We start from the raw sequence: 22,780 nt of genomic DNA, 5'->3' as shown, positions 1-22,780 counted from the left end.
CGAAGCAACCCCCAAAAAGCCCTGACACCTAACTCCCCGCCAAACAACTAGGCGTCGCAGCAACCAAGGCATCAATGGCACAACGCGTCTTGGCCGGCATATGCGCCGCCGTCGGCCAAATCACATGGATCGGCGCAGGCTGGTCGCGATAGCTCGGCAAAACCGCCTCCAGCTGCCCACGCAAAACATAGTGGGCAATCAACCAACTCGGCAACCAGGCCAGGCCCACGCCCGCGATCGCGGCATCGGCCACGGCCTGGAGGTCGTCCATCATCAACGGCGAGGCCACCCGCGCACGGTGCGCGCGCCCTTGCGCATCCTTCAACTCCCATTCCAGGCGTGGAGCACTGCAGCGGTAGGCAATACCGCGATGCCCCGCCAAATCCTCGATGCACTCGATCCGGCCGCTGCGCTGCAAATACGCAGATGACGCCGCCAGGCCGATGGCCTGTTCGCCCAGGCGGCGAGCACTCAAGCGATCAGTGTCGGGCAGCGGGCCAATACGCACCGCCAGGTCAAAACCCTCCTGCGCCACATCGATCAGCCGATCCGAGAACGAAATCTCGATCTCCAGCTCAGCAAACTGGTCCATCAACCGCCACAGCGCAGGCGCGGCATAGTGGTGCCCGAACGCCAGCGGCAGGCTCGCGCGCAGGCGTCCGCGTGGCTGCTGCCGACCGCTCTCCAGCACCGACTCGGCGGCCTCCAGCTCCGCCAGCGCGCGCAGGCAATGCTCGTAATAGGCCTGGCCGTCCTCGGTCAATCGCTGGCGGCGCGTGGAACGCTGCAACAAACAGGTGCCCAGGCGCGCCTCCAATCGCGCCAGCCCTTTGCCGACCGCAGAGCGCGTGAGGTTAAGCCGCTCGGCGGCTTCGGTCAGGTTGCCGCTTTCGACGATCTGTAGAAACAGCTCGACGCCATCAAAACGCGGAGTGGCCATGATTCGATTGTCGCTCTTGATTCCCTGATAAGAAGAAAACTTATCACGAATAAAGAAACAGATTCCCCTGAAAATAACCCGATTGCCATCGACAGGAGAATCCCATGCCACCCGCCGCTACGTTATCCGCCGCCACGCCTGCGCTTACCGCCAGGAACGGCCTGGCCCTCACCGCCGTGTGCCTCGTCGCCCTCATGTTCGGCCTGGAGATTTCCAGTGTGCCCGTCATCCTCCCGACGCTTGAACGAGAGCTGGGCACCGGCTTTCAGGATGCTCAATGGATCATGAATGCCTACACCCTGGCCTGCACCAGTGTACTGATGGCGGCGGGCACGCTGGCCGACCGCTTCGGGCGGCGGCGCATGCTGGTGCTGTGTCTATGGGTGTTCGGCCTGGCATCGCTGGCCTGTGGATTGGCCGATCATGCGCCGACACTGATCGCGGCACGTTTCGTACAAGGCGTGGGCGCCGGAGCGATGATGATCTGCCAGTTCGCGATTCTTTCGCACCTGTTCCGCGAGCCGGCGGCACGGGCGCGGGCGTTTGCGATATGGGGCGTGATTGCCGGCATCGGCCTGGGTTTCGGGCCGATGGTGGGCGCGTTGATCCTGGCGATCGCGGATTGGCGCTGGGTCTTCCTCGTGCATGTGCCGCTGACGTTGTTCACCCTGGCGCTGCTGCACATCAGCGTGCAGGAATCCCGCGATCCGGCGGCCCATCGCCTGGACATCGCCGGCATGCTCACGTTGACGCTGTCGGTCTTTGCGCTGGTGTACTTCATTACCCAGGGCACCGAGCAAGGCTTCGGCACGGCGCCCATGCTCGGCTGGGCCGGGTTGGCGATCGGCGGGTTACTGCTGTTCATCGTGGTCGAGCGCCGCAGTGCGCAGCCGATGTTCGATTTCTCGGTGTTTCGAATCCAGCGTTTCAACGGCGCGCTGATGGGCTCCATCGGCATGAACTTCAGCTTCTGGCCGTTCATGATCTACCTGCCGCTCTACTTCCAGGCCGGCCTCGGCTACGACACCTTGACCACCGGCGGCGCCCTGCTCGCCTACACCTTGCCCACCTTGCTGGTACCGCCGCTCGCCGAGCGCCTGGCGCTGCGCTACGGTGCCGAGCGCATTATCCCGCTGGGGTTGGGCCTGATGGGTGCAGGCTTCCTGGCCATGGCCACCGCGAATGGAACCGGGCATCCGAGCCTCTTCTGGATGCTGGCCAGTTGTGTGATCGCCGGCGTGGGCCTGGCGTTGACCAACTCACCGACCACCAACACCACCACTGGCGCGGTCTCGGCTGATCGCGCGGGCATGGCCTCGGGCATCGACCTGAGTGCACGCCTGATTACCCTGGCACTCAACATCGCGTTGATGGGACTGGTGCTGTTGTTGGGGATCAGCCATTACCTGGCCGAAGTATTGCCCGCCACCACGGCCTCCCAGTGGCCGGCCCTCAGCCAGGAGATTGCGGCAGGCAAACTGGAAGTGCCTGGGCTGGCAATCTCCCAGGCACAGGCGGGGCTGCGCCAAGGGGCGGGATGGGCGATGCTTTTTGCTGGCTTGGGGGCTGGTGTCCTGGCGCTGCTCAGCGGGTATTTCTTCCGACGCGGCCGCTAAACGAAAACGGGCCTGCATGTGCAGGCCCGTTTCAGTCGGAGGGTAAAAACCTTCAGCGATCAGCTGTTAAACACGGCACGTTCTTTTTCCAGAAACTCCTGTTCAAGCTCATCTTCATTCACTTTGGTGTCCGACAGACTTTTCCCGGCAGCGCGGGGCTTGCCTTGCAGTTTGCCGAATAAATGTTCCAACGCATGGTCCAGCTTGGTCGCAGCGCCGTCGATCGCCTGCTCCAAGGTATCGGCCTTGTGCAGCACCGACAGCGGTTGATGGCCTTTTGGCCGCGCTTCCAGGCGGCAACTCAGATCGTGGGGACCGGGCTTGTCGCCGTTCTCATCCCGCAGGTAGACCTCGACACGGGTCAGGTCTTCTTCATAACGTTCGAGCGTGCTTTCAATGGTATTACGTACCCACTCCTCCAGTCGGATGCTGCTTTCAATATGGTTATCGCTATTGACTTGGATTTGCATAGTTCTTCCCTTATTTCAGCTAGCTCGCGAGAGGTCACAACTGCAACACCGGTGTGGTGAAACCATGACCTCTTGATTACACAATTGAGCAGTCAGCAGAACAATTCAACCCCTTTGCAAAGATAAATCACACATTACAAATTAACTCTGACTACGAGCAAAAACGCTGGTAGGGTGGGGAGTTAGTTACATCTTCTTACGCCCGACAATCCTCACAATTGCCCCTCTCCCAACGGGTGCAAGCTGCGAAAAATCCCTGCTTCCTCCACCAGCCAGTCATGCACTGCCCGCACGCCCGGATGGCTCAGCGCGCCCGGTGCATACAGCAGCACGTAGCGTTTATGGTTGGGCACGGCCAGGCCGAACGGCACGATCAAGGTGCCGCGCTCCAACTCATCGTTGAGCAAGGTGCGCCGCGCGATGGCCACGCCCATGCCGGCGATGGCGGCCTCGATGGTCAGGTGATTGCGGTTGAAGGTGTGCCCGCGCCGTACGTCGGCGTGGTGATAGCCGATGGCATTCAGGTAAAACTCCCACTCGGCGTACTCATAACTCCCACGCCACGCGGTAATGTCATGCAGCAAAGGGAAATGCACCAGGTCAGCCGGCCCATGCAACGGCGGACGGCCGCGCAGCAGGCTGGGCGCGCACACCGGGAAAATCTGTTCATCCAGCAAGGCTGTGGATAACAGGCCGGGGTAGCTGCCGTCGTTCAGGTCGATCGCCAGGTCGAAGTCGCCCTCGTGCAGCGCAATGCTGCTGTCTTCGGCGACCATGCGCAGCTGGATATCCGGGAACCGCTGCTGCAGGCGGGGCAAGCGCGGCGTCAGCCATTTGCCCAGAAACGACGGGATCGAACGCAGGCGCAAGGTGCCACTGATCATCCCCGCATCCAAGCGCTGCAACTCGGCATCAATGCTGCCGTAGGCCTCCCCCACCGTGGTCGCCAGCCGTTGACCTTCTGCGCTCAACTCCACGCCCCGCGCGCGCCGATGGAACAGGCGGAAACCCAGGCGCTCTTCCAGCTGGCGAATCTGCTGGCTCACCGCCCCCGGCGTGATGTGCAGTTCCTCGGCGCAACGGGTGAACGACAAATGCCGCGCCGCGCAGGAAAAAACGTGCAACCAGACATACGTCTGGCCATGAAGGGGCCGGGTCATAGGGTTTAGTCCTGCTAAAGGGTGTCTTAGGATAATTCGTTGGTCAGTGCCGTTCCAGAGGCTCAGTATCGCGCCAATTGCGCTCGTCCTACAAAACATGGCAGCGATTCCTACTCCATTGCTTGTAAGGCTTTAGCATGGCTATCAGTGTTTTCGATCTATTCAAGGTGGGCATCGGCCCGTCCAGTTCCCATACCGTCGGCCCGATGCGCGCTGCGGCGACGTTTGCCCAAGCCCTCATCGACCAACAGCTACTCAGCGAAACCCGTCGCGTCGAAGTGCGCTTGTACGGCTCGCTGTCGGCGACCGGCGTGGGCCACGCCACCGACCGCGCCTGCGTGATGGGGCTGATGGGCGAATGGCCAGACCAGATCGACCCCACCTCGATCAACGCCCGTATCCAGCAACTGCGCGAGAGCGGCCGGCTGCTGCTCGCCGGCCAGCAGGACATCGCCTTCAACTGGCACGGCGACCTGTTGCTGCTCGACGAAAGCCTGCCCTACCACCCCAACGCCATGTCCCTGCATGCGTACGGCGACAATGGCCTGCTGAGCGAGCAAACCTATTACTCGGTGGGCGGCGGTTTCATCATCGAAGCCGCTGAAGCGGCTTCGGGCATTGCGCCGACCAGTGACGTGGAATTGCCCTACGACTTTTCCAGCGCTGTCGAACTGCTGGCCCTGTGCAACCAGCACGGGCTGCGGGTTTCGGAACTGATGATGGCCAACGAGCGCGCGTGGCGCAGTGACGAGGAGATCCGCAGCGGACTGCTGCATATCTGGTCGGTGATGCGCGCATGCGTCGAGCAGGGTCTGCGCGATGAAGGCATCTTGCCCGGCGGCCTGGACGTGCCGCGCCGCGCTGCGAAACTGCACCGCAGCCTGCTGGAAATCGGTAAACCGAATGTGATCACTTCGACCTTGTCGGCGATGGAATGGGTCAACCTGTTCGCCCTCGCCGTCAACGAAGAAAACGCCGCCGGCGGGCGCATGGTTACCGCGCCGACCAATGGCGCGGCGGGCATCATCCCGGCGGTGCTGCATTACTACATGAAGTTCAACCCCGACGCGTCTGACGACGACGTAGTCAATTTCTTCCTGGCCGCGGCCGCCGTCGGCATCCTCTGCAAGAAAAACGCCTCGATCTCCGGCGCCGAAGTCGGTTGCCAAGGCGAAGTCGGCTCGGCCTGTGCCATGGCCGCCGCCGGCTTGGCCGATGTGCTGGGCGCCACGCCCGAGCAACTGGAAAACGCCGCCGAAATTGGCCTGGAGCACAACCTCGGCCTGACCTGCGACCCGGTCGGTGGCCTGGTACAGGTGCCGTGCATCGAGCGCAACGCCATCGCGGCAGTCAAGGCGATCAATGCCACGCAGATGGCCCTGCGCGGTGACGGCAAACACTTCATTTCCCTCGACCGGGTGATCCGCACCATGCGCGATACCGGCGCCGATATGCATGACAAATACAAAGAAACTTCACGGGGCGGCCTGGCCGTGAACTGGGTGGAGTGCTGAGGAGCATTCCCTGACCGCCCCAACGTGAGCCCGCGCAAAAATAATAACGAGGCAATAACGATGACCGATGTACGTACACCTGCTGCCGAAAATCCCGCTGTAGACCTGACGACCCCCGTTGCAAAAGGCTGGAACAAACACGACACCACCTGGATGCTTGGCCTCTACGGCACCGCCATCGGCGCGGGCACCCTGTTCCTGCCGATCAATGCCGGCGTCGGCGGGTTCTGGCCGCTGATCGTGCTGGCACTGCTGGCCTTCCCGATGACCTTCTTCGCCCACCGTGGGCTGACGCGCTTTGTGCTGTCGGGCAAATCCGGTGACATCACCGAAGTCGTCGAAGAGCATTTCGGCGTGGGTGCGGGCAAGCTGATCACCCTGCTGTATTTCTTCGCGATCTTCCCGATCCTGCTGGTGTACAGCGTGGCGCTGACCAACACCCTCGGCAGCTTCATGGAACATCAACTGCACATGGCGCCGCCGCCCCGGGCGATCCTGTCGCTGGTGCTGATCCTCGGCCTGATGGCCATCGTGCGCTGCGGCCAGGGTGTGATCGTCAAGGCCATGAGCGTGCTGGTCTACCCGTTCGTCGCCGCCCTGCTGTTGCTGGCGGTGAGCCTGATCCCCAACTGGAACGGTGCATTCTTCGCCTCCGCCGGCGACGGCATGCCGCTGCCGATGTTCTTCAATACCCTGTGGCTGGCAATCCCGGTGATGGTGTTTTCGTTCAACCATTCGCCGATCATCTCCGCCTTTGCCGTCGACCAGAAACGCGTGTACGGCGCGCAGGCCGAGCGCAAGAGCAGCGGCATCCTGGCCACCGCCCACGGCATGATGGTGCTGACCGTGATGTTCTTCTGCTTCAGTTGCGTGCTGGCGCTGTCGCCGGCTGACCTGGCGGCGGCCAAGGCCCAGAACATCTCGATCCTGTCGTACCTGGCCAACCACTTCCAGACGCCAGTGATTGCCTATGCCGCGCCGTTGATCGCGCTGGTAGCGATTACCAAATCCTTCCTGGGCCACTACATCGGCGCCAGCGAAGGCTTCCAGGGGTTGATCGTCAAATCCCTGCGCGGGCGCAACCGTTCGATGTCGTCCAAAGGACTGGAGCGCTGCACCGCGCTGTTCATGGTGCTGACCTGCTGGGCCGTAGCGACGTTCAACCCGAGCATCCTCGGCATGATCGAGACGCTGGGCGGGCCGATCATCGCGTGCCTGCTGTTCCTGATGCCGATGTACGCGATCCGCCGCGTGCCATCTCTGCGCCAGTACTCGGGCCAGCTGTCGAACGTGTTTGTGGTGGTGATCGGGTTGATTGCGCTGTCTGCGATCGTTTTCTCGGTACTGCCCTGAAATAGCCCACAGACCTGAAGATCAACCCAAGATAAATGTGGGAGCGGGCTTGCTCGTGAATGCACTCCTTCAGCTGAGTATTTATTAGCTGAAAGAGCGCATTCGCGGGCAAGCCCGCTCCCACATCCAGGCCCCATGGGCTGGGAAGTCACTGTACGGCACGCCCCTTGCTGTACAGCTCATGAGGCAAACGGAATTTGTACACCCTCAGCGACGGAGTGGCCGGCGGTCAGGCAATGCGAACTAATCCAGACACCGGTCGTCAATGACTGCATGTTCTTATCAGGCGGTAACGCACCATGGACAATCCTTTTCAGATCATCACCGACACTTTCACCCCCCAATACCGCGTCAACCTGAGCATCCAGCGGCTGGATGGCAGCATCATGCTCACCCTTTCGGATGACACCGGCGTCGTCGCCAAGCGCATGATCAGCGCCGAACAGCGCAACGACCCGCAACGCCTCAAACGCCTGGTGCAAAGCATCCAATTCGGAATTGCCATCGAGCAGGGCCACAGCGCCATGGAAATCCTGGCGGTGATGACCGACGGCGACAGCCACAAACTGTTGCAACGGCCACCGACCCGCGCCCTGCCCTTCAGCGTCGGGCTTTAAAGCTCGCCCTTCTCGGTTTCCAGACTCGTCTCGCCCTTGCGACGCGGGCCTTCGACCTTCACCGACGGGAAGGCCGACGAGGCATAGCGCACCACCAGAATCGCGAACGCCAACAGCAGAATCCCACCGCACAGGTAGATGATGCCGATATCGGGCGGGTTGTGGTGCGACACGTTGGAGATCAGCAGGCGCGTCAGCGCGGTAATCGCCACGTAGATCAGGAAGCGCACCGGCATGTGGTTGGTCTTGAAGTAGATCCCGACCATCGCCCCCAATTCCAGGTAGATGAACAACAGCAAGATGTCATCGATCTTGATGTGCCCGGTTTCCAACATCCCCAGAAACTCCATCACCGCTGCCCAGGCGGTCACTGCACCAATGGCGAACAGCGCCAGGTAGTGGAACGACTCGACAAACAGATTGCCCAGGGACTCAGCCAGCCCATGGACGTTCTGGCGCAGCTTTTCGGCCCAGTTGATATTCACGATGATGCTTCCTTAGGTCGACTCGACCGGATAATGCGGGTTGGACGTGACGGTTGTTCTGCATGCAGAAAAAAGGCCAGAGGCAGGTATAAGATGATGGCGGGGTGACATGAGGCACGCTCAACCTGTATTTACGGGCTAGATTAAAAAACTGCTACCCAAACCCCGTGGTTTGGCTTACCCTTTTCGCTGTATATAAATACAGTAGTCGCAAAAGACAACTATCGTGAAGGCATGTGAGGTGGTGAATGGCCGTCGAAGTGGTATACCGCAGCAGCCGAGATCTGGAGCGTTTGTTCATGGATAAAGCCGAAGCTGACCGTCATGACAAGATGCTTGAACTCGCTGAGTTGCTGGCAGAAGTGTTGCAAAAAGCCGTGCCGTCGCTGAGCGAGCAGCAGGTTGAAGAAGCCGGGATCTACATGGCGAAGAACCGCGATGTATTTGCCAAGGCGTTCAAGAGCCAACCGGACGCGCTGTCCGAATTGCTCAACGCGCCGGCGGAATAAAGCCCGAATTGAACAGGCCCTGAATCATGGATTCAGGGCCTTTTTAATACCCGGCCTATTTGTACAGCAGGCGCTCGGCCAGCTCATCCGCGACCCGTGCAGGCGAGCGTTTTTCGGCCTGGGCGTGGGCGAATATTTCGGTAAGGCGCGTGCCGATGTTGGACAGGTGCGCGGTGATGGTCGGCAACTCGGCGCCGCCGTGCTTGAGAGCGACGTAGATCAGGCCGCCGGAGTTGATCACGTAGTCCGGGGCGTAGAGGATGCCGCGCCCTTCCAACTGGTCGGCCACTTGCAGGTTGGTGAGTTGCGCACTGGCGGAACCGGCCACGGCGGCGCAGCGCAGTTGGCCAACACTGTGCCGATTGAACACCGCACCCACACCGCACGGTGCAAGGATGTCGCAGGGCGTGCTGAGCAAGGCATCATTGGCGATGGGGTGTGCACCCAATTGCTCCATGGCCAGTTGCACCTTGCCATGGTCGATGTCGCTGACCAGCAGTTCGGCGCCGGCGGCGTGCAGTTGTTCAGCCAGGGCATAACCCACATTGCCCAGGCCCTGCACCGCTACGCGCAGGCCTTCGAGGTTGTCGCTGCCCAGGCGGGCCATGGCGGTGGTGCGAATGCCGGTGAATACACCCATGGCGGCATGCGGAGCCGGGTCGCCTGCCGCCGTGGTGCTGGTGACGAAGCGCGTGTGTTGGGCGATGCAATCCATATCGGCCACTGATGTGCCACTGTCGATCGAGGTGATGAAGCGGCCGTCGAGTTTTTCGATGCAACGGCCAAAGGCTTCAAACAAGGCGGCGCGGCTTTCCACGTGCACGGGACGGATGATTACCGCCGTCCCGCCGCCCACCGCCAGCCCGGCCAGGGCAGCCTTGTAACTCATGCCCTGGGCCAGGCGCGCGGCATCGGCCACGGCGCTTTCGTCGTCGGGGTAGGCAAGGTAGCGACAGCCGCCCAGGGCAGGGCCCAGGCGGCTGTTGTGAATGGCGATGACCGCCTTCAACCCCGTCACCGGGTCGATGCTCAGGTGCAGCGATTCAAGGCGGGTGCTGTGCATGAGAGCAAACATCGTCGAGCTCCCGAATCACTCTTTGTAGTCGCCAAGTATAGGCTTGCGGCAGAAAACTGCCGAAGTACGCTGGAATAAGCCGCCCGGTTTTACGGGGCTTGCGACATAAGCACGGAGGATATTTTCTAAGCCACTGGACGAAAATTCCCAGCAAGGCTAAAACGGGAGGGCATCCGCCGGAGAATGCAATGAACCCCCGCACAGCCTTTTTCGCCTGCCTGGAACGTTCACCCCCTGCGCTGTTTGAAGCCGCGCTGTGGATTGCTGCCGAGCATGACCCGGCGGTGCAGCCGTTGGTGATCCTGCAGGAGCTGGGTTTGCTGCAACAACAGGTGAGCCTGGGCATGCCAATGTTGCCGGCCGATGAACTGGGTCAACCACTGCTGCGGCGAATGAATGACCTCGGATTCGCCCAGGATGACTTCACCCCCCTGCGCCCCGCCGCCGCCCTGCTGGACAAGGTCCTGCAGCGCAAGCGCGGACAGCCGCTGGCCATGGGGTTGATTGCGATGGAGCTGGCGCGACGCCTGGACATCCCCATGGTCGGCGTCAACTTTCCGGGCCACTTCCTGCTGCGGGTGCCCGGCGCCGATCACCTGCTGGACCCTTGCGGCGGTCGGCGCCTGTACCCCAATGATTGCCGCGAATTGTTGCAACGCCAATACGGCCCCAACCTCAAGTTGCAGGCCGACCATCTGCACACCGCCGGACCGCGCTCGATCCTGCAGCGCCTGTCGCGCAACCTGCGCCAGCTGCACCTTTCCAATGACAACCCGTTGTCCGCCCTGATCGACGCCGAGCGCGTGCTGGAACTGGGCAATGCGAGTGCCGCCGACTACCTCGCCCGTGCCAGCCTATATCAGCGCCTGGACTGCCCGAACGCCGAGCGCTTTGACCTGGAACACGCACTGCTGCTCAGTGAAGATCCGATCCAGCGCCTGCGCCTGACGGAGCGCCTGGGACACTTGCCGCCGAATACAGTGGTGCATTGACGCTGCCGGATCCGTTGGTGTTGAGTTCTGGGTGGGGGGGGGGCTCTGGCAGGGACTGTGGCTGTATCAATGACTGTGGTGAGCATGCTCACCATAACAGGCATGCTCACCACGACAGGCCCTCTCACCAAAGTGACTGGCGCCTGATTCAAGGGGATTTGGGCAGATGACTAACGTGGCGAGCGGGCTTGCCCCGCGTTGGGCTGCGCAGCAGCCCCATCAAAAACCCATGCGGTGGGTCAGGTATACCTCAGCGCCAGGTTTGGGGCGGCTTCGCCGCCCAACGCGGGGCAAGCCCGCTCACCACAACAAGCCCGCTCACCACAATAAGCATGCTCACCACGACAAGTCTGCTCAGCACAAATAGCCCGCTCGCCACAGTGACTCGCGCCTGGCCTCAAGGGGTCTTGAGAATATCGCCCGGCACCGGGCGTTCCGCCGACCCTACACCCGGCGAGCGCACCTGGATAATCAGCAATGCGGCAATCACCGCCGGAATCGCGCAGAAGAAGAAAATCTGCTGCACCGGAATCTGCATCGCCAGCAGCATGCTGCCAAACAGCGGCCCGAGGATCGAGCCAAACCGCCCCACGCCCAATGCCCAGCCGGTACCCGTGGCGCGTACGTGCGCCGGGTAGAAGTTGCTGGCGAAGGCATTCAGGGTCAGTTGCCCACCGATGATGCAGAACCCGGCCGCGAACACGCAGGCCACCAGGTAGCGCGGATTGTCGTGGTTCAAGCCCAGCAGCACAGTGCACACGGCTGCTGCCGCGAGCACGCCGGACAACAGCCGGACCTTGCTCTTCAACCGGTCGGCAAACCACGCCATGCCAATCGCACCCAAGGTGCCGGCAAACAGGAACATCGAGGTCACCAGGTTGGCTTGCTTGAGGGCCAGGCCGCTTTCCAGCAACAGCGACGGCAACCAACTGATCATGAAGTACAGCAGGATCAGGCTGACGAAAAAGGTCGCCCAGATCAGTACGGTCGGACGCGCGTAGCCATTGCGAAACAACTCCACCACCGTCAGTTTGCTGCCTTGCTCTTGAGCGTTTTCCGCCGCGCTTGCCGGCGGGGCCTGCCAGCCGGGCAGCATGCGCGCGGTGACCTTCTGCAGCCGCGCATACGGCGGCGCATCACGCAGCAGGCGCGGCAGTGATTCCGGCAGCAGCCACACCAGGAAAGGAAACAGCAGCAATGGCGTGACACCGCCCGCCAGGAATACCGCCTGCCAGCCATACCCCTCGATAAAACCCGCCGCCACAAACCCGCCCGCGGCGCCGCCGAACGAGAAACCGCACGCCGCCAGGGTCACCATCAGGGTGCGCAGGCGCGGCGGCGAATATTCCGACATCAAGGCCATGGCGCTGGGCATCGCCCCGCCCATGCCAATGCCGCAGATAAACCGCGCGGCCATCAGCGTCGTCAACGAGTTGGCGAACACCATCAACACTGTGAGGCTGGCGTAGATCAGGACGCAGCCAAGCAGGATGCGCCGCACACCAAAGCGATCCGCCAGGGGCGTCACCAGCAGCGAGCCGAGGGTCAGGCCCAACAGGTTGGCGCTGAACACCGGGCCGAAGGCGGCTTTTTCCAGGCCCCAATCCTTGGCCAGCGCAGGCACTACATAGCCCAGCACCTGGGCGTCGTAGCCATCGGTCACCAGCAGCAGCGCCAGCAACAGGAGGATCAACCACTGATAGCGCGACACCGGACGGGCGTCGAGTGCCGCGCGAAAGCTGGCAATCTGATTGTGCATCGCAAGGTACCTGTATTGTTTTTATATTCTGGACACGCTGGAGACCCCATGTGGGAGCGGGCTTGCTCGCGAAAGCCGAGTGTCAGTCGTCGACTCTGTGACTGATACAGCGCTTTCGCGAGCAAGCCCGCTCCCACAATTGACCGGTGCAAGCCTTCAGATTCACGGGGTGGCAGGGGTATCCGGCTGATTTGCGGGGTGAGCCTGAAGGAACGCCGGATGCCCAGCCGCCAACGCCACTACCCGCCCGATACGCGGGTACGCCGTCAACGCCACCTTGAAGCGCTCTGCCGCATACACCTGCGGCAGTAGAAACGCATCCGCCAGCCCCGGCTGCGCGCCAAAGCAATAACCCTCGTCGCCAATCAACTGCTCCACCGCACCCAGGCCCTGGCTGATCCAGTGCCCGATCCATTCCAGCAACTGCGCCTCGTCATGTCCCCACTGGCGCAGCAGGTTCTGGGTGCTGGAGTTGTGCAGCGGGTGAATGTCACAGGCAATGATGGAGGCGACCGCGCGCTCGTGCGCACGGGTGGCCAGGTCTTCGGACAACAGCGGCACCTGTGGATAACGTTCGTCCAGGTATTCGATGATCGCCTGAGACTGGATCAACAACTCGCCGTCATCCGTGCGCAAGGCCGGCACGCGGCCCTGCGGGTTGATGGCCAGGTAGTCCGGCTGGCGATTGGCGCCGCCCGCCGGCACCAGTAGATTCACCGGCAGCGCAGTGAAATCCAGGCCCTTGAGCGCCAGGGCGATGCGCACCCGGTACGACGCGGTGGAGCGGTAGTAGGTATAGAGTTCCATCGCCCTGCCCTCCTAGCGCGCGGCGACCACGGTGCCGCGGCATTCGCCGAAGCCAATCGAGGCATGGCCTTCGCGACTGCAACGCGCACGCAGGATGATTTCGTCGCCGTCTTCGAGGAATTTGCGCACCTCGCCGGAGGGCAATTCAATCGGTTTTTTGCCACCTTCGGTCATCTCCAGCAGGCTGCCGAATTGCCCGGCCTGCGGCCCCGACAAGGTGCCTGAACCAAACAGGTCACCGGCCTGCAACTGACAGCCATTGACGCTGTGGTGCGCAACCAACTGCGCAACGGTCCAGTACATATGCAGGCTGTTGCTCAGGGCCAGGCGGTGGGCCGGCAGGTTCTGCTCGCGCATCGACGCGGTGGTGAGCAGCACTTCCAGTTCGATATCGAGGGCCCCGCCCGCCTGGTCGCGCTGATCCAGCAGGTACGGCAGCGGTTGCGGGTCGCCTTCGGGACGCGCCGGTTGCGCCTTGCGGAACGGCGCCAGCGCTTCGGCCGTCACCACCCAGGGCGAGATCGTGGTGATAAAGCTTTTCGACAGGAACGGCCCCAACGGCTGGTATTCCCAGGCCTGGATATCCCGCGCCGACCAATCATTGAGCAGGCAGAAACCGGCGATGTGCTCGGCCGCATCGCCAATTGCAATCGAGTCGCCCATGGCATTGCCCTGGCCGATCCAGATGCCCAGTTCCAACTCATAGTCCAGGCGTGCGCAGGGGCCGAAGCTGGGTTCGGTCTGCCCGGCCGGCAGGGTCTGGCCTTTGGGACGACGGACTTCGGCGCCCGAGGTGCGAATGGTCGAGGCGCGTCCGTGATAACCAATCGGCACGTACTTGTAGTTCGGCAGCAGCGGGTTATCCGGGCGGAATAGCTTGCCGACGTTCTGCGCATGCTCGATGCCGACGTAGAAGTCGGTGTAGTCGTGGATCTTGGCTGGCAGGTGCATCTGGCAATCAGCGGCGCGATGCAACACCTGCGCTTCACGGGTTTGCAGTTTGCTGCCCTCCGCGAGCAGTTCCAGCAGCCGTTCGCGCAACGCCACGCGCGGGCCTCGGCCGAGTTCGAAAAAGGCGTTCAGCTGGCCGCCGGCGGTGGCTTCAACTGCACGCAGGGCTTCACCGTCGAACTCGTCCACGGCCGCGTGCAGGTCGAGGATCGCGTCGCCGATCGCCACACCACTGCGCGGTGCCGAGCCGTTGATACTGAACACGCCCAGCGGCAGGTTCTGCAGGGGAAAATCGCGATGACCGTTGGCGGAGGCTACCCAGCTGCGGGTGAGGGTTGGTTGCGTCATGGGTTATCTCCGATTCGGGTTGAAGGTGGCAGGCAACGAGGCCCAGCACGCGTCGTAGGAAGGTTGCAGCTGCGGGCATTGCAGCGCGAATTGCGTGGGCCGCAGTACCTGGCTGGTCTCGAACATGAAGGCCATGGTGTTGTCGATCTTGTGCGGCGCCAGGTCCACATTGATGGCCTTGGTGCAGGTCTCACCGTCCGGGCCGTGGGCACTCATGCAGCTGTGCAGCGAGGCGCCGCCGGGCAGGAAACCTTCGGCCTTGGCATCGTAGGCGCCCTGGATCAGGCCCATGTATTCGTTCATCAGGTTGCGGTGGAACCACGGCGGACGGAAGGTGTTCTCGGCCACCATCCAGCGCGGCGGGAAGATCACGAAGTCGAGGTTGGCCAGCCCGTGGGTGCTGGTGGGCGAGGTCAATACGGTGAAGATCGACGGGTCCGGGTGATCGAAACTCACTGTGCCGATGGTGTTGAAGCGGCGCAGGTCGTACTTGTACGGCACGTTGTTGCCGTGCCAGGCCACCACGTTCAGCGGCGAGTGGTCGAGCTCGCAGGCCCACAGTTCACCGAGGAATTTCTGCACCAGCGTGGTCGGCTGCTTCAGGTCTTCGTAGTGGGCGACGGGGCTGAGGAAGTCGCGTGGGTTGGCCAGGCCGTTGCTGCCGATGGGCCCCAGGTCCGGCAGGCGCAGCGGTGCGCCGTGGTTTTCGGCGACGTAGCCGCGCGCTTGCGCATCCAGCAGTTCGACGCGGAATTTAAGGCCGCGCGGCAGCACCACGATTTCCAGCGGCTCGACGTCCAGCACACCGAGTTCGGTGGCGATGCGCAGGCGCCCCTGCTCGGGGACGAGCAACAACTCGCCATCGGCGTTGAAGAACACGCGGTCCATCGAGCGGTTGGCGCGGTAGTGGTAGATGCTGATACCTGAAGGCTTTTCCGAGCCGGCGTTGGCGACCATGCCGACCAGACCGTCGATAAAGTCCGTCGGCTCACTCGGACTATCCAACGGGTTCCAGCGCAGGCGATTGGGCGTCACCGCGCCCAGTGGTCCACCGGCCAATTGCCGCTCCAGCTTGGCGAACGCCGGGTGATTGGCCGACGGCTGGATGCGATACAGCCAGGTGCGGCGGGCTTCGCTGCGCGCCATGGTGAAGGCAGTGCCGGAGAAGAGTTCGGTGTACAGCCCGTAGGGCGCTTTTTGCGGGGAGTTCTGGCCGACCGGCAATGCGCCGGGCAGGGCTTCGCTGGCGAATTCATTGCCGAAGCCCGAGAGGTATTCGAGGTTCATGGATCATCCTCTGACGGAAGTTGTTTTTATCGTAATCCAGTTACGCATAACGTAATTTGATCACTGTCGACCGTCAAGCTATAAAGACGCCCATTCATCTCTCGGATTCTCGCCCCTCCATGGAAAAGCCCCGCGACACCGGTAAACAGAAAGTCCGCTCGGCCGAAGTGGGCACCGATATCCTCAAGGCCCTGGCCGAATTGTCGCCGGCCACCTCGCTGTCACGCCTGGCCGATCATGTGCAAATGCCGGCGAGCAAGGTGCACCGTTACCTGCAGGCGCTGATCGCCTCGGGATTTGCCGAACAGAACACCGCCACCAACCACTACGGTCTCGGCCGCGAGGCGCTGCGTGTCGGCCTGGCCGCGCTGGGCAGCATGGATGTGTTGAAAGTCGGCGCAATGCCGCTGGCGGAACTGCGCGATGAATTGAATGAAACCTGCTTTTTGGCGGTGTGGGGCAATCAAGGCGCGACCGTCGTGCACATCGAGCCGGCGGTGCGCGCCATCACCGTGGTGACGCAGTTGGGGTCGGTATTGCCGTTGCTCAGTTCGTCGACCGGGCTGGTATTCAGCGCCTTCCTGCCTTCGCGGGAAACCGTGGAGTTGCGTGAGCGTGAGGTCCAGGCCGGCATCGCCCATGCCCTGGCGGACGATCAGGCCTATGCGCGCACCTGCGAGCAGATCCGCCAGCGCGGCCTGCACTTTGTGCACGGCCTGCTGATGCCGGGGGTGGATGCGTTGTCGGCGCCGGTGTTCAACGCGGTCGGGCAAGTGGCGGCGGTGATGACCGTGGTCGGTCCCACCTCACTGTTTCACGCCGATGAAGATGGCCCGGCGGCCCAGCACTTGCTGGCCGCCACTCGGGCCGTGAGTTGGCGCATGGGCTATCAGCCCTGAGTCAACTCACTCGTGCCATTGGCTCAAGGCCAGCGCCACGCGGTTTTCCACAGCGCGAATAGGCGCGGCGTCACTCACATAGTTATTGCTGATCATCGAGAACACCAGGCGCCGCCCCTTGGCGTCGGTGATGTAGCCACTCAGCGATGACACGCCGGCCATCGAGCCGGTCTTGGCGTGCAGGTTGTTTTCGGCAGCGCTGCCACGCAGGCGGTAACGCAGGCTGCCACCGGTCATGCGGTCGGCATTCCCGGCAATCGGCAAGGCGTTGTACCAGGCCTCGAACCACGGCTGTCTGGACGTGGCCAGCAGCAGGTCGGTGAGGGTCTGCGACGACACCAGGTTGCGTCGCGACAAGCCCGAGCCGTCCACCTGGCTCAGCGTTGCCGGGTCCAGCCCCTGGCGCTGCAGAAAGCCCGCCACCGCCGCCACGCCCGCCGCTGCCGTGCCGGCATTGGCGGTCTTGCGGCCCATGGCCTTGAGCAAGGCTTCGGACATGTTGTTGTTCGAGAGTTTGAGCAACGGCGTGATCAGCTCCTGCAGCGGTGCCGACTGATGCTCCGCCAACACAGTGGCCGTCGCAGGGCTGCTCGCACCGATCACGCGCCGCCCCAGCACCTGGATGCCCTGCTGCGCCAGCGCCTGTTCGAACAGATTGGCCACCAGTTGCGTCGGCTCCCACACACTCACCCACTGCCGGCTTTGCTTGCCCGGCGCCAAAGCGCCGCTGAGTAGCAGCAGGTTGGTGCCGTGCTGGCGAGTGATCGCGTAGCTGTTGCCCGCTCCGCTCACCGCACGATTACTGAGCTGCACATAATCGGTGGCCGGGCTCACCGCGACACTCACCGGTTGCCCGACTGCTACCGGCGCGCGGGCGGTAACGAGCAAAGTGCCCGCATCAAAATCGCTGTTGGGCGACACCGTCAGCGCCGAAATCTGTGCGCCGTAGTAGGTGCTTTCGTCATCCTGGGCCCAGTCCACGCCGAGGCGCTCGGCGTCGAACCAGGTGTCGTCGAACACCAAATCGCCCTGCACCTGGCGCACGCCCTGGCTCGCCAGCTGGGCGGCCAGGGCCTGGTAGTCGGCGAACTGCGTGGTCGGGTCGCCCAGGCCACGCAGGTACAGGTTGCCGCTGAGGCGCTCGCCTTGGCGGGTGCCGTTGCTCAAGAGCTGGGTGGAAAAGCGGTACTGCGGGCCGAGCACATCCATCGCCGCAGCAGTGGTCAGCAGCTTGAGGTTGGAGGCCGGGATCAACCGCGTGCGCGGGTTGTGCTGATAGAGGGTGGTGCCACTGCGGGCGTCGCGCACCATCACTGAGACGGTGGCGCCGTTGAGAGCCGGGTCGGCCAGCAGGTGGTCCAGGGTCGCTGGGGTGGAGGTCGGCGAAACACTCGCGCAACCGCCCAGTAAAAAGCTCAAGCCGACCCACAGCGTGCCGGTGTGTAACCATCGTCCAAAGTGCATCAGTATCGTGTTCCGCAAAGCGTCAGGTGGCGGCAACGCTAACAGCTCAAGGTGTTTGTGGCGAGCGGGCTTGCCCCGCGTTGGGCGGCGAAGCGGACCCAATAAAGCCACTGCGTTTTTTTCAGGGGTATCGCGGTGCCTGGATTTGGGGCTGCTGCGCAGCCCAACGCGGGGCAAGCCCGCTCACCACAGGAAGCATGTCGGCCCCAAAAAAGGCTTGCTTGTCACAGGCAGCATGCTGGCCCCCAAAAAGCTTGCTTGTCCCAGGAAGCACACTGGCCCCCAAAAAGCTTGCTTGTCACAGGAAGCATGCTGGCCCCAAAAAGCTTGCTTGTCACAGGAAGCATGCTGGCCCTCAAAAAGCTTGCTTGTCACAGGAAGCATGCTGGCCCCAAAAAGCTTGCTTGTCACAGGAAGCATGCTGGCCCCGAAAAGCTTGCTTGTCACAGGAGCACGCTGGCCCCAAAAAGCTTGCTTGTCCCAGGAAGCACACGGCCCCCAAAAAGCTTGTTTGTCACAGGAAGCATGCTGGCCCCAAAAAGCTTGCTTGTCACAGGAAGCATGCTGGCCCCAAAAAGTTTGCTTATCACAGGCAGCATGCCGGCCCCGGAAAGTTTGCTTGCCACAGGCAGCCCGCTCTCCACAACGGTGGATCTTTAGAACTCCAGCGTGCTCGAGACCGATACCTGTCGCGCATCGCCAAGGGACACAAACACCCGGCTGGCCGCCGAGGTGTAGTAGGTGCGGTCGAACAGGTTCTTCACGTTGAGCTGGAACTTGACCTTCTGCCCTTCGATCTTGGTGTCGTAGGTGGCGAACGCGTCCGCCACGGTGTAGCCGGGCAAGGTGAAATCGTTGGCGGCGTCGCCTGCGCGGGCGCCGACATACCGCGCGCCGGTGCCGACGCGCAGTTGGTCACCGCCAAAAACGTTGCCGAAGTCATAGGCCAGCGCCAGCGAGCCGGTGTGCTTGGCCACGTTCTGCAGGCGGTTGCCTTCCAGGGTCGGGTCTTTGTCTTTTACGTCTTCGGCGTCGGTGTAGGCATAGCTGCCGATCACGCTCCATTGGTCGGTCAACTGGCCAGTGGCGTCCAGTTCCAGGCCACGCGAACGCACCTGGCCGGCGATGCTGTAGATGGTGTTCGCGCCCGAACCCACCGACACCAACACGTTACGCTTGTCGATGTTGAACAACGCCGCGCTGGCAGTGATGCGTCCGGGGATGTCGAGCTTGGCGCCCAGTTCCCAGGATTTGGACTGTTCCGGCGTGAGGTCACCGGTCAGTTTGCTGCCATCGGCCAAAGGCGCAATGGTGGAGTTGGGCTTGAAGGATTCGGTATAGCTGCCGTAGAACGACAACTCATCGGTGTAGCGGTACACCAGGCCGGCACGTGGCACCCAGGCCTGGCCGTTGCCGTTGGTGTTGACGCTGAATGGCACGCCCTTGCCGGCGTACTGGTCGTACATCTGGTAGCGCGCACCCGCGACGAAGATCCACTGGTCGGTCAGGTGAACGGAGTCCTGGAAGAACAGCGAGTCGCTGCGCAGCAGGTCGGTCTGGGCACTGTCCTTGGCGCTGACGGCGGTGCCTTCCACATCCCTGCCGTAGACCGGATTGACGTAGCTGAAGACGCTGCGCTGCGCCTGGCGAATCAGGTCGGCGCGATAGATCTTGCGGTACTCGTCGTCCAGGCCGAACACCAGGTCGTGCTGCATGCCGCCCAGGTTGACCTTGCCTTCCAGGCTCGCCGTGGCGAAGCGGTCGGTGGTCAGGGCGCCGCGGGTGCCGTCCATGCTGCGCGTCAGGGTGCCGTTGGCGTTGACGGACACCGTGCGCACCTGGCTGGCGTCGTAGGTTTCACGGTTCCAGCTGTAGCCGAAGTGGGCTTTCCAGTCGTCATTGAGTTCGTGATCGACTTCAAAGCGGTACAGGTCGGAACGGCCTTCCATGTCGTTGAACGGCTCGTCCAGGCGACGGGTCGACGGGATATCCAACGGGTGGTTGGTCTTGGGGTCGATGGCGGTGCCCCGGTCAAATGGCGAGAGAAACTCACGATGCTCGTAGGCGAATACCACCTGAGTGGTGTCGCCATACCAGGCCAGCGACGGCGCCACCAACGATTCGCGGCGGGTGCCGAAGTTGCGCCAGTAATCTTCGTCTTCATGGTCGACGATCAGGCGGTAGGCAAGGCCCGAATCGCCTATCGGCCCGGTGGTGTCGAGGTTGCCGCCGCTGCCGTTCTTGCCGTCGCCAAAGGTCGAGCCGCGTACGGTCAGCGACGTGGCCTGGGTCAATTGCGGCTTCTTGCTGACGATATTGACCACGCCGCCCGGGTCCTGGATGCCGTACAGCAGCGAGGACGGGCCCTTGAGCACTTCGACGCGTTCGGCCGTGGAGTTCAGCGCCCGGCCCTGCACCACCGGCATGCCGTCCTGCATGATCGAGCCGTTACGGTTGTCGCCAAAGCCGCGCAGCATCACCGCGTCCTGGGTGCTGGCCAACGTGTTGGCCTGGGTGATGCCGCTGATATTGGCGAGGGCATCATCCAGGTTGCGCGGGGTCTGGTCACGCAGCACCTGGGCCGGCACCACGTTGACGGTTTGCGGGGTTTCCAGCAGCAGGCCATGGGAGCGCATCACCGAACTGGTGGGCGGCGGCTGGTAGCTGGTGCTGTCCTGGGACGGGTTCTGGCCAACGCCACTGATGGTGGTGGCACCGAGGTTGACCGCGCCGTCGGTGGGCAGCGGTTCCAGGGCCAGCGTGCGGGCGTCGATCTGGCGGAAGGTGAAGCCTGAGTTGCCCAGCAGGCGTTGCAGCGCCTGGGTTGCGCTCATTTGCCCGCTGACCGCCGGGGCGCTGAGGCCGTAAGGCGCTTCATCGGTGTAGATCACGCTGATCCCGGTAACCCGGCTGAAATCGCTCAGGGCCTGGGGCAGCGGTTTGGCGGCCAGGGCAAAATTGAACTGGGCGCTTTGCTGTTCCTGGGCCTGCGCCACGCACAGGGGCAGCAACGCCAGCCCCGACACCGCCAATACCGAGGCTCCCAGCCACTGTTTAACCAAACCGCCCGCCGTCGACTTCATGCTGTGAGAACCCGTGTAGAAAACGCTGTTAATGCGAATAGATCGCAGTTTCAAGCACTACACGGATGGGCTGACGATTTACCTCACCTGATTTTGAAAATAATTCAAAAAAAACCGCTGGCCCTGTGCAGGAACCCGCCTACAACGCCTGAATACGGAACCCCAAGCGTGGGAAATGCACGTGCACGGTGCCGGCGCGTTCATCAATGCGGCGCAGGATCAGTTCCTCGCGGCCCGCAAACAGCAGTTCACCCGCGACCGGGTCAGTGCCGTAGTCAGTGGCGCAAATGCTCACTTGCTGCCCAGGCTTGAAGCCGTTCAGGTCTTCGAAGATCTCGTCAGGCAACACCGCAGGCGTCGCGTTGCGCGCCACGTCCAGGGCTTGCTCGGCGCTCATTTGGGTCGCCGTGCCATGGCCAAAGCTCAGCACCCGGTCCAGCCACGCAGCGACAGCGGGATAAGCGTCCACCAGAGGCGCGGTCACCGAAGACCCCTTGAGGAACCACAACGGATGCGCCAGCGCAAAGTCGGCAATCGACGGCTCGCCGAACAGGAAATCCCCCGACTGATGCTGCAATTGCTGATCAATGCGCGCGACGATCACCGGCCATTGGTGCTTGGCCTGGTCCAGCTGCACACGGGCGGCCGTGCCGCCGCTGAACAATTTGCTGCGGTCGGCCACCAGCACCTGGATCATTTCCGGCGGCACTTTGGCAAATTTGACCGCGAGGGATTCTGGCTGGAACACCAGCGCCACCGCGTGCGAAAACACCAACGAATCGGCCCAGGCGGCAAAGGCTTGGGTGACCAGTTCCTGGCCTTGGGGGAACAGCGCCGGCGCGGCTTTTTCCTGCTCCAGGCGACGGGCGATCAGGGCAGTGTCGCAGTAGATATCGGCGCCGACTTGCAGCACTGGCGTCTTGCGATAGCCACCGGTGAGGGCCGTCAGGTCAGGCTTGGGCATCACCGGTGAGATATGCACCGAGCGCCAGGACAAGCCCTTGAAACCCAGCAAAAGGCGGGCTTTTTCAGCAAAGGGAGATTGCGGGTAGTGATGAAGGATCAACTCAGACATGCCAGGCTCCGCTCGATAGGTGAGCCGCTAGCTTAGCCTGCAACCACGCGCGTGGGGATCATGGGAACCCATCAGTCAAATCAATGAGCCGCTCGCCGCCAGGCATTCCTTGGCGCTTTTTTTCAGTTTTTTGATCAAGCGTTCCTGGCGCAGAGCCTCGCCCTTGCTCGCACATTGCTCGGTGTACACCAGCGCCACTGCCGGGCTCGACAGGAAGAACCGCGCGCCCTTGCCGCTCTGGTGCGAGGCAAAGCGGCGCACCGGGTCATTGCTGATGCCGCAGTACAGCGCGCCGTTGGCGGCGCGCACCAGGTAGACGAACCAGGGTTTGGGGGCAGGAAGATCAGTCACAGGTCGAGTCGGCAATCCAGAGGTG

20 protein-coding genes are annotated in these 22,780 nt (G+C 62.6%); 7 read left to right on the top strand and 13 right to left on the bottom strand.

Annotated features, from left to right (window positions below; translation table 11 throughout):
- Positions 1-28: 28 nt before the first annotated feature.
- Complete coding sequence (locus AC07OJ_RS06970) at positions 29-940, bottom strand: LysR family transcriptional regulator (protein ID WP_495094290.1); 912 nt, start codon at positions 938-940, stop codon at positions 29-31.
- Between the two features lie 104 nt (positions 941-1,044).
- On the opposite strand from AC07OJ_RS06970, the gene AC07OJ_RS06965 reads away from it, so the two are divergent.
- On the top strand, positions 1,045-2,556 hold the full coding sequence (locus AC07OJ_RS06965) for an MFS transporter (RefSeq protein WP_495094289.1): 1,512 nt from the start codon (positions 1,045-1,047) through the stop codon (positions 2,554-2,556).
- 59 nt (positions 2,557-2,615) lie between these two features.
- Here the strand turns inward: AC07OJ_RS06965 and AC07OJ_RS06960 are convergent, their stop codons facing one another.
- Together AC07OJ_RS06960 and AC07OJ_RS06955 are read right to left on the bottom strand one after the other, a co-directional pair.
- Entirely contained in the window at positions 2,616-3,026 is a 411-nt protein-coding gene (locus tag AC07OJ_RS06960) for an HPF/RaiA family ribosome-associated protein (protein ID WP_065906958.1), read from the bottom strand.
- Positions 3,027-3,238: 212 nt separating this feature from the next.
- The gene (locus tag AC07OJ_RS06955; protein WP_065906960.1) at positions 3,239-4,186 is read right to left on the bottom strand and encodes a LysR substrate-binding domain-containing protein; all 948 of its coding nucleotides are present in this window, start codon (positions 4,184-4,186) and stop codon (positions 3,239-3,241) included.
- Positions 4,187-4,323: 137 nt separating this feature from the next.
- Between AC07OJ_RS06955 and AC07OJ_RS06950 the strand changes: the two genes are divergently transcribed.
- From AC07OJ_RS06950 to AC07OJ_RS06940, 3 genes are all read left to right on the top strand, one after another.
- Complete coding sequence (locus AC07OJ_RS06950; RefSeq protein ID WP_495094288.1) at positions 4,324-5,700, top strand: L-serine ammonia-lyase; 1,377 nt, start codon at positions 4,324-4,326, stop codon at positions 5,698-5,700.
- A gap of 60 nt (positions 5,701-5,760) precedes the next feature.
- The gene (locus AC07OJ_RS06945; protein WP_495094287.1) at positions 5,761-7,053 is read left to right on the top strand and encodes a serine/threonine transporter; all 1,293 of its coding nucleotides are present in this window, start codon (positions 5,761-5,763) and stop codon (positions 7,051-7,053) included.
- Positions 7,054-7,352: 299 nt separating this feature from the next.
- Positions 7,353-7,670 carry a DUF3509 domain-containing protein gene (locus tag AC07OJ_RS06940; protein ID WP_065906965.1) on the top strand — a complete coding sequence of 106 codons (318 nt, stop codon included), beginning with the start codon at positions 7,353-7,355 and terminating at the stop codon, positions 7,668-7,670.
- On the opposite strand, the gene AC07OJ_RS06935 is transcribed toward AC07OJ_RS06940, so the two are convergent.
- Positions 7,667-8,155: a phosphate-starvation-inducible PsiE family protein gene (locus AC07OJ_RS06935; RefSeq protein ID WP_201143581.1), complete on the bottom strand. Its 489-nt coding sequence runs from the start codon at positions 8,153-8,155 to the stop codon at positions 7,667-7,669. The two genes, AC07OJ_RS06940 and AC07OJ_RS06935, sit on opposite strands and share 4 nt — an antisense overlap.
- A gap of 248 nt (positions 8,156-8,403) precedes the next feature.
- On the opposite strand from AC07OJ_RS06935, the gene AC07OJ_RS06930 reads away from it, so the two are divergent.
- Positions 8,404-8,664, top strand: a complete 261-nt coding sequence (locus AC07OJ_RS06930) for a YebG family protein (protein ID WP_012722374.1) — start codon at positions 8,404-8,406, stop codon at positions 8,662-8,664.
- A 55-nt stretch (positions 8,665-8,719) separates the two neighbouring features.
- Here the strand turns inward: AC07OJ_RS06930 and AC07OJ_RS06925 are convergent, their stop codons facing one another.
- Complete coding sequence (locus AC07OJ_RS06925; RefSeq protein ID WP_065906967.1) at positions 8,720-9,739, bottom strand: Glu/Leu/Phe/Val dehydrogenase family protein; 1,020 nt, start codon at positions 9,737-9,739, stop codon at positions 8,720-8,722.
- 188 nt (positions 9,740-9,927) lie between these two features.
- Here AC07OJ_RS06925 and AC07OJ_RS06920 point away from each other — a divergent pair, with 188 nt between their 5' ends.
- Positions 9,928-10,731: a SirB1 family protein gene (locus tag AC07OJ_RS06920; protein ID WP_282397805.1), complete on the top strand. Its 804-nt coding sequence runs from the start codon at positions 9,928-9,930 to the stop codon at positions 10,729-10,731.
- A gap of 397 nt (positions 10,732-11,128) precedes the next feature.
- On the opposite strand, the gene AC07OJ_RS06915 is transcribed toward AC07OJ_RS06920, so the two are convergent.
- The 4 genes from AC07OJ_RS06915 to hmgA all read right to left on the bottom strand — a co-directional run bounded on the left by AC07OJ_RS06915 (position 11,129) and on the right by hmgA (position 15,883).
- The gene (locus AC07OJ_RS06915; RefSeq protein ID WP_106805081.1) at positions 11,129-12,490 is read right to left on the bottom strand and encodes an MFS transporter; all 1,362 of its coding nucleotides are present in this window, start codon (positions 12,488-12,490) and stop codon (positions 11,129-11,131) included.
- Positions 12,491-12,652: 162 nt separating this feature from the next.
- Positions 12,653-13,297 (bottom strand): maleylacetoacetate isomerase, encoded by a 645-nt coding sequence (gene maiA / locus AC07OJ_RS06910; RefSeq protein ID WP_495094286.1) that lies wholly within the window; start codon positions 13,295-13,297, stop codon positions 12,653-12,655.
- Between the two features lie 12 nt (positions 13,298-13,309).
- Entirely contained in the window at positions 13,310-14,596 is a 1,287-nt protein-coding gene (gene fahA / locus AC07OJ_RS06905) for a fumarylacetoacetase (protein ID WP_495094285.1), read from the bottom strand.
- 3 nt (positions 14,597-14,599) lie between these two features.
- Positions 14,600-15,883: a homogentisate 1,2-dioxygenase gene (gene hmgA / locus AC07OJ_RS06900; protein ID WP_120447682.1), complete on the bottom strand. Its 1,284-nt coding sequence runs from the start codon at positions 15,881-15,883 to the stop codon at positions 14,600-14,602.
- A gap of 119 nt (positions 15,884-16,002) precedes the next feature.
- On the opposite strand from hmgA, the gene AC07OJ_RS06895 reads away from it, so the two are divergent.
- Positions 16,003-16,782: an IclR family transcriptional regulator gene (locus tag AC07OJ_RS06895; RefSeq protein ID WP_106805085.1), complete on the top strand. Its 780-nt coding sequence runs from the start codon at positions 16,003-16,005 to the stop codon at positions 16,780-16,782.
- A 6-nt stretch (positions 16,783-16,788) separates the two neighbouring features.
- Here AC07OJ_RS06895 and dacB read toward each other — a convergent pair whose 3' ends face one another.
- The 4 genes from dacB to AC07OJ_RS06875 all read right to left on the bottom strand — a co-directional run bounded on the left by dacB (position 16,789) and on the right by AC07OJ_RS06875 (position 22,755).
- Positions 16,789-18,246, bottom strand: a complete 1,458-nt coding sequence (gene dacB, locus AC07OJ_RS06890) for a D-alanyl-D-alanine carboxypeptidase/D-alanyl-D-alanine endopeptidase (protein WP_495094284.1) — start codon at positions 18,244-18,246, stop codon at positions 16,789-16,791.
- A 656-nt stretch (positions 18,247-18,902) separates the two neighbouring features.
- A complete protein-coding gene (locus tag AC07OJ_RS06885) occupies positions 18,903-21,329 on the bottom strand; it encodes a TonB-dependent siderophore receptor (RefSeq protein WP_065906984.1) in 2,427 nt (808 codons plus the stop codon).
- 139 nt (positions 21,330-21,468) lie between these two features.
- Positions 21,469-22,404: a glutathione S-transferase family protein gene (locus tag AC07OJ_RS06880; RefSeq protein WP_065906986.1), complete on the bottom strand. Its 936-nt coding sequence runs from the start codon at positions 22,402-22,404 to the stop codon at positions 21,469-21,471.
- A 75-nt stretch (positions 22,405-22,479) separates the two neighbouring features.
- Positions 22,480-22,755, bottom strand: coding sequence for a GIY-YIG nuclease family protein (locus AC07OJ_RS06875; protein WP_065906988.1), 276 nt, complete (start codon positions 22,753-22,755; stop codon positions 22,480-22,482).
- Positions 22,756-22,780 lie beyond the last annotated feature (25 nt).

The sequence above is a fragment of the Pseudomonas sp. GW821-FHT09C08 genome (assembly GCF_059418125.1).
Note: the sequence above shows the minus strand (reverse complement) of the source record. Positions and strands in the feature narration are given on the sequence as shown.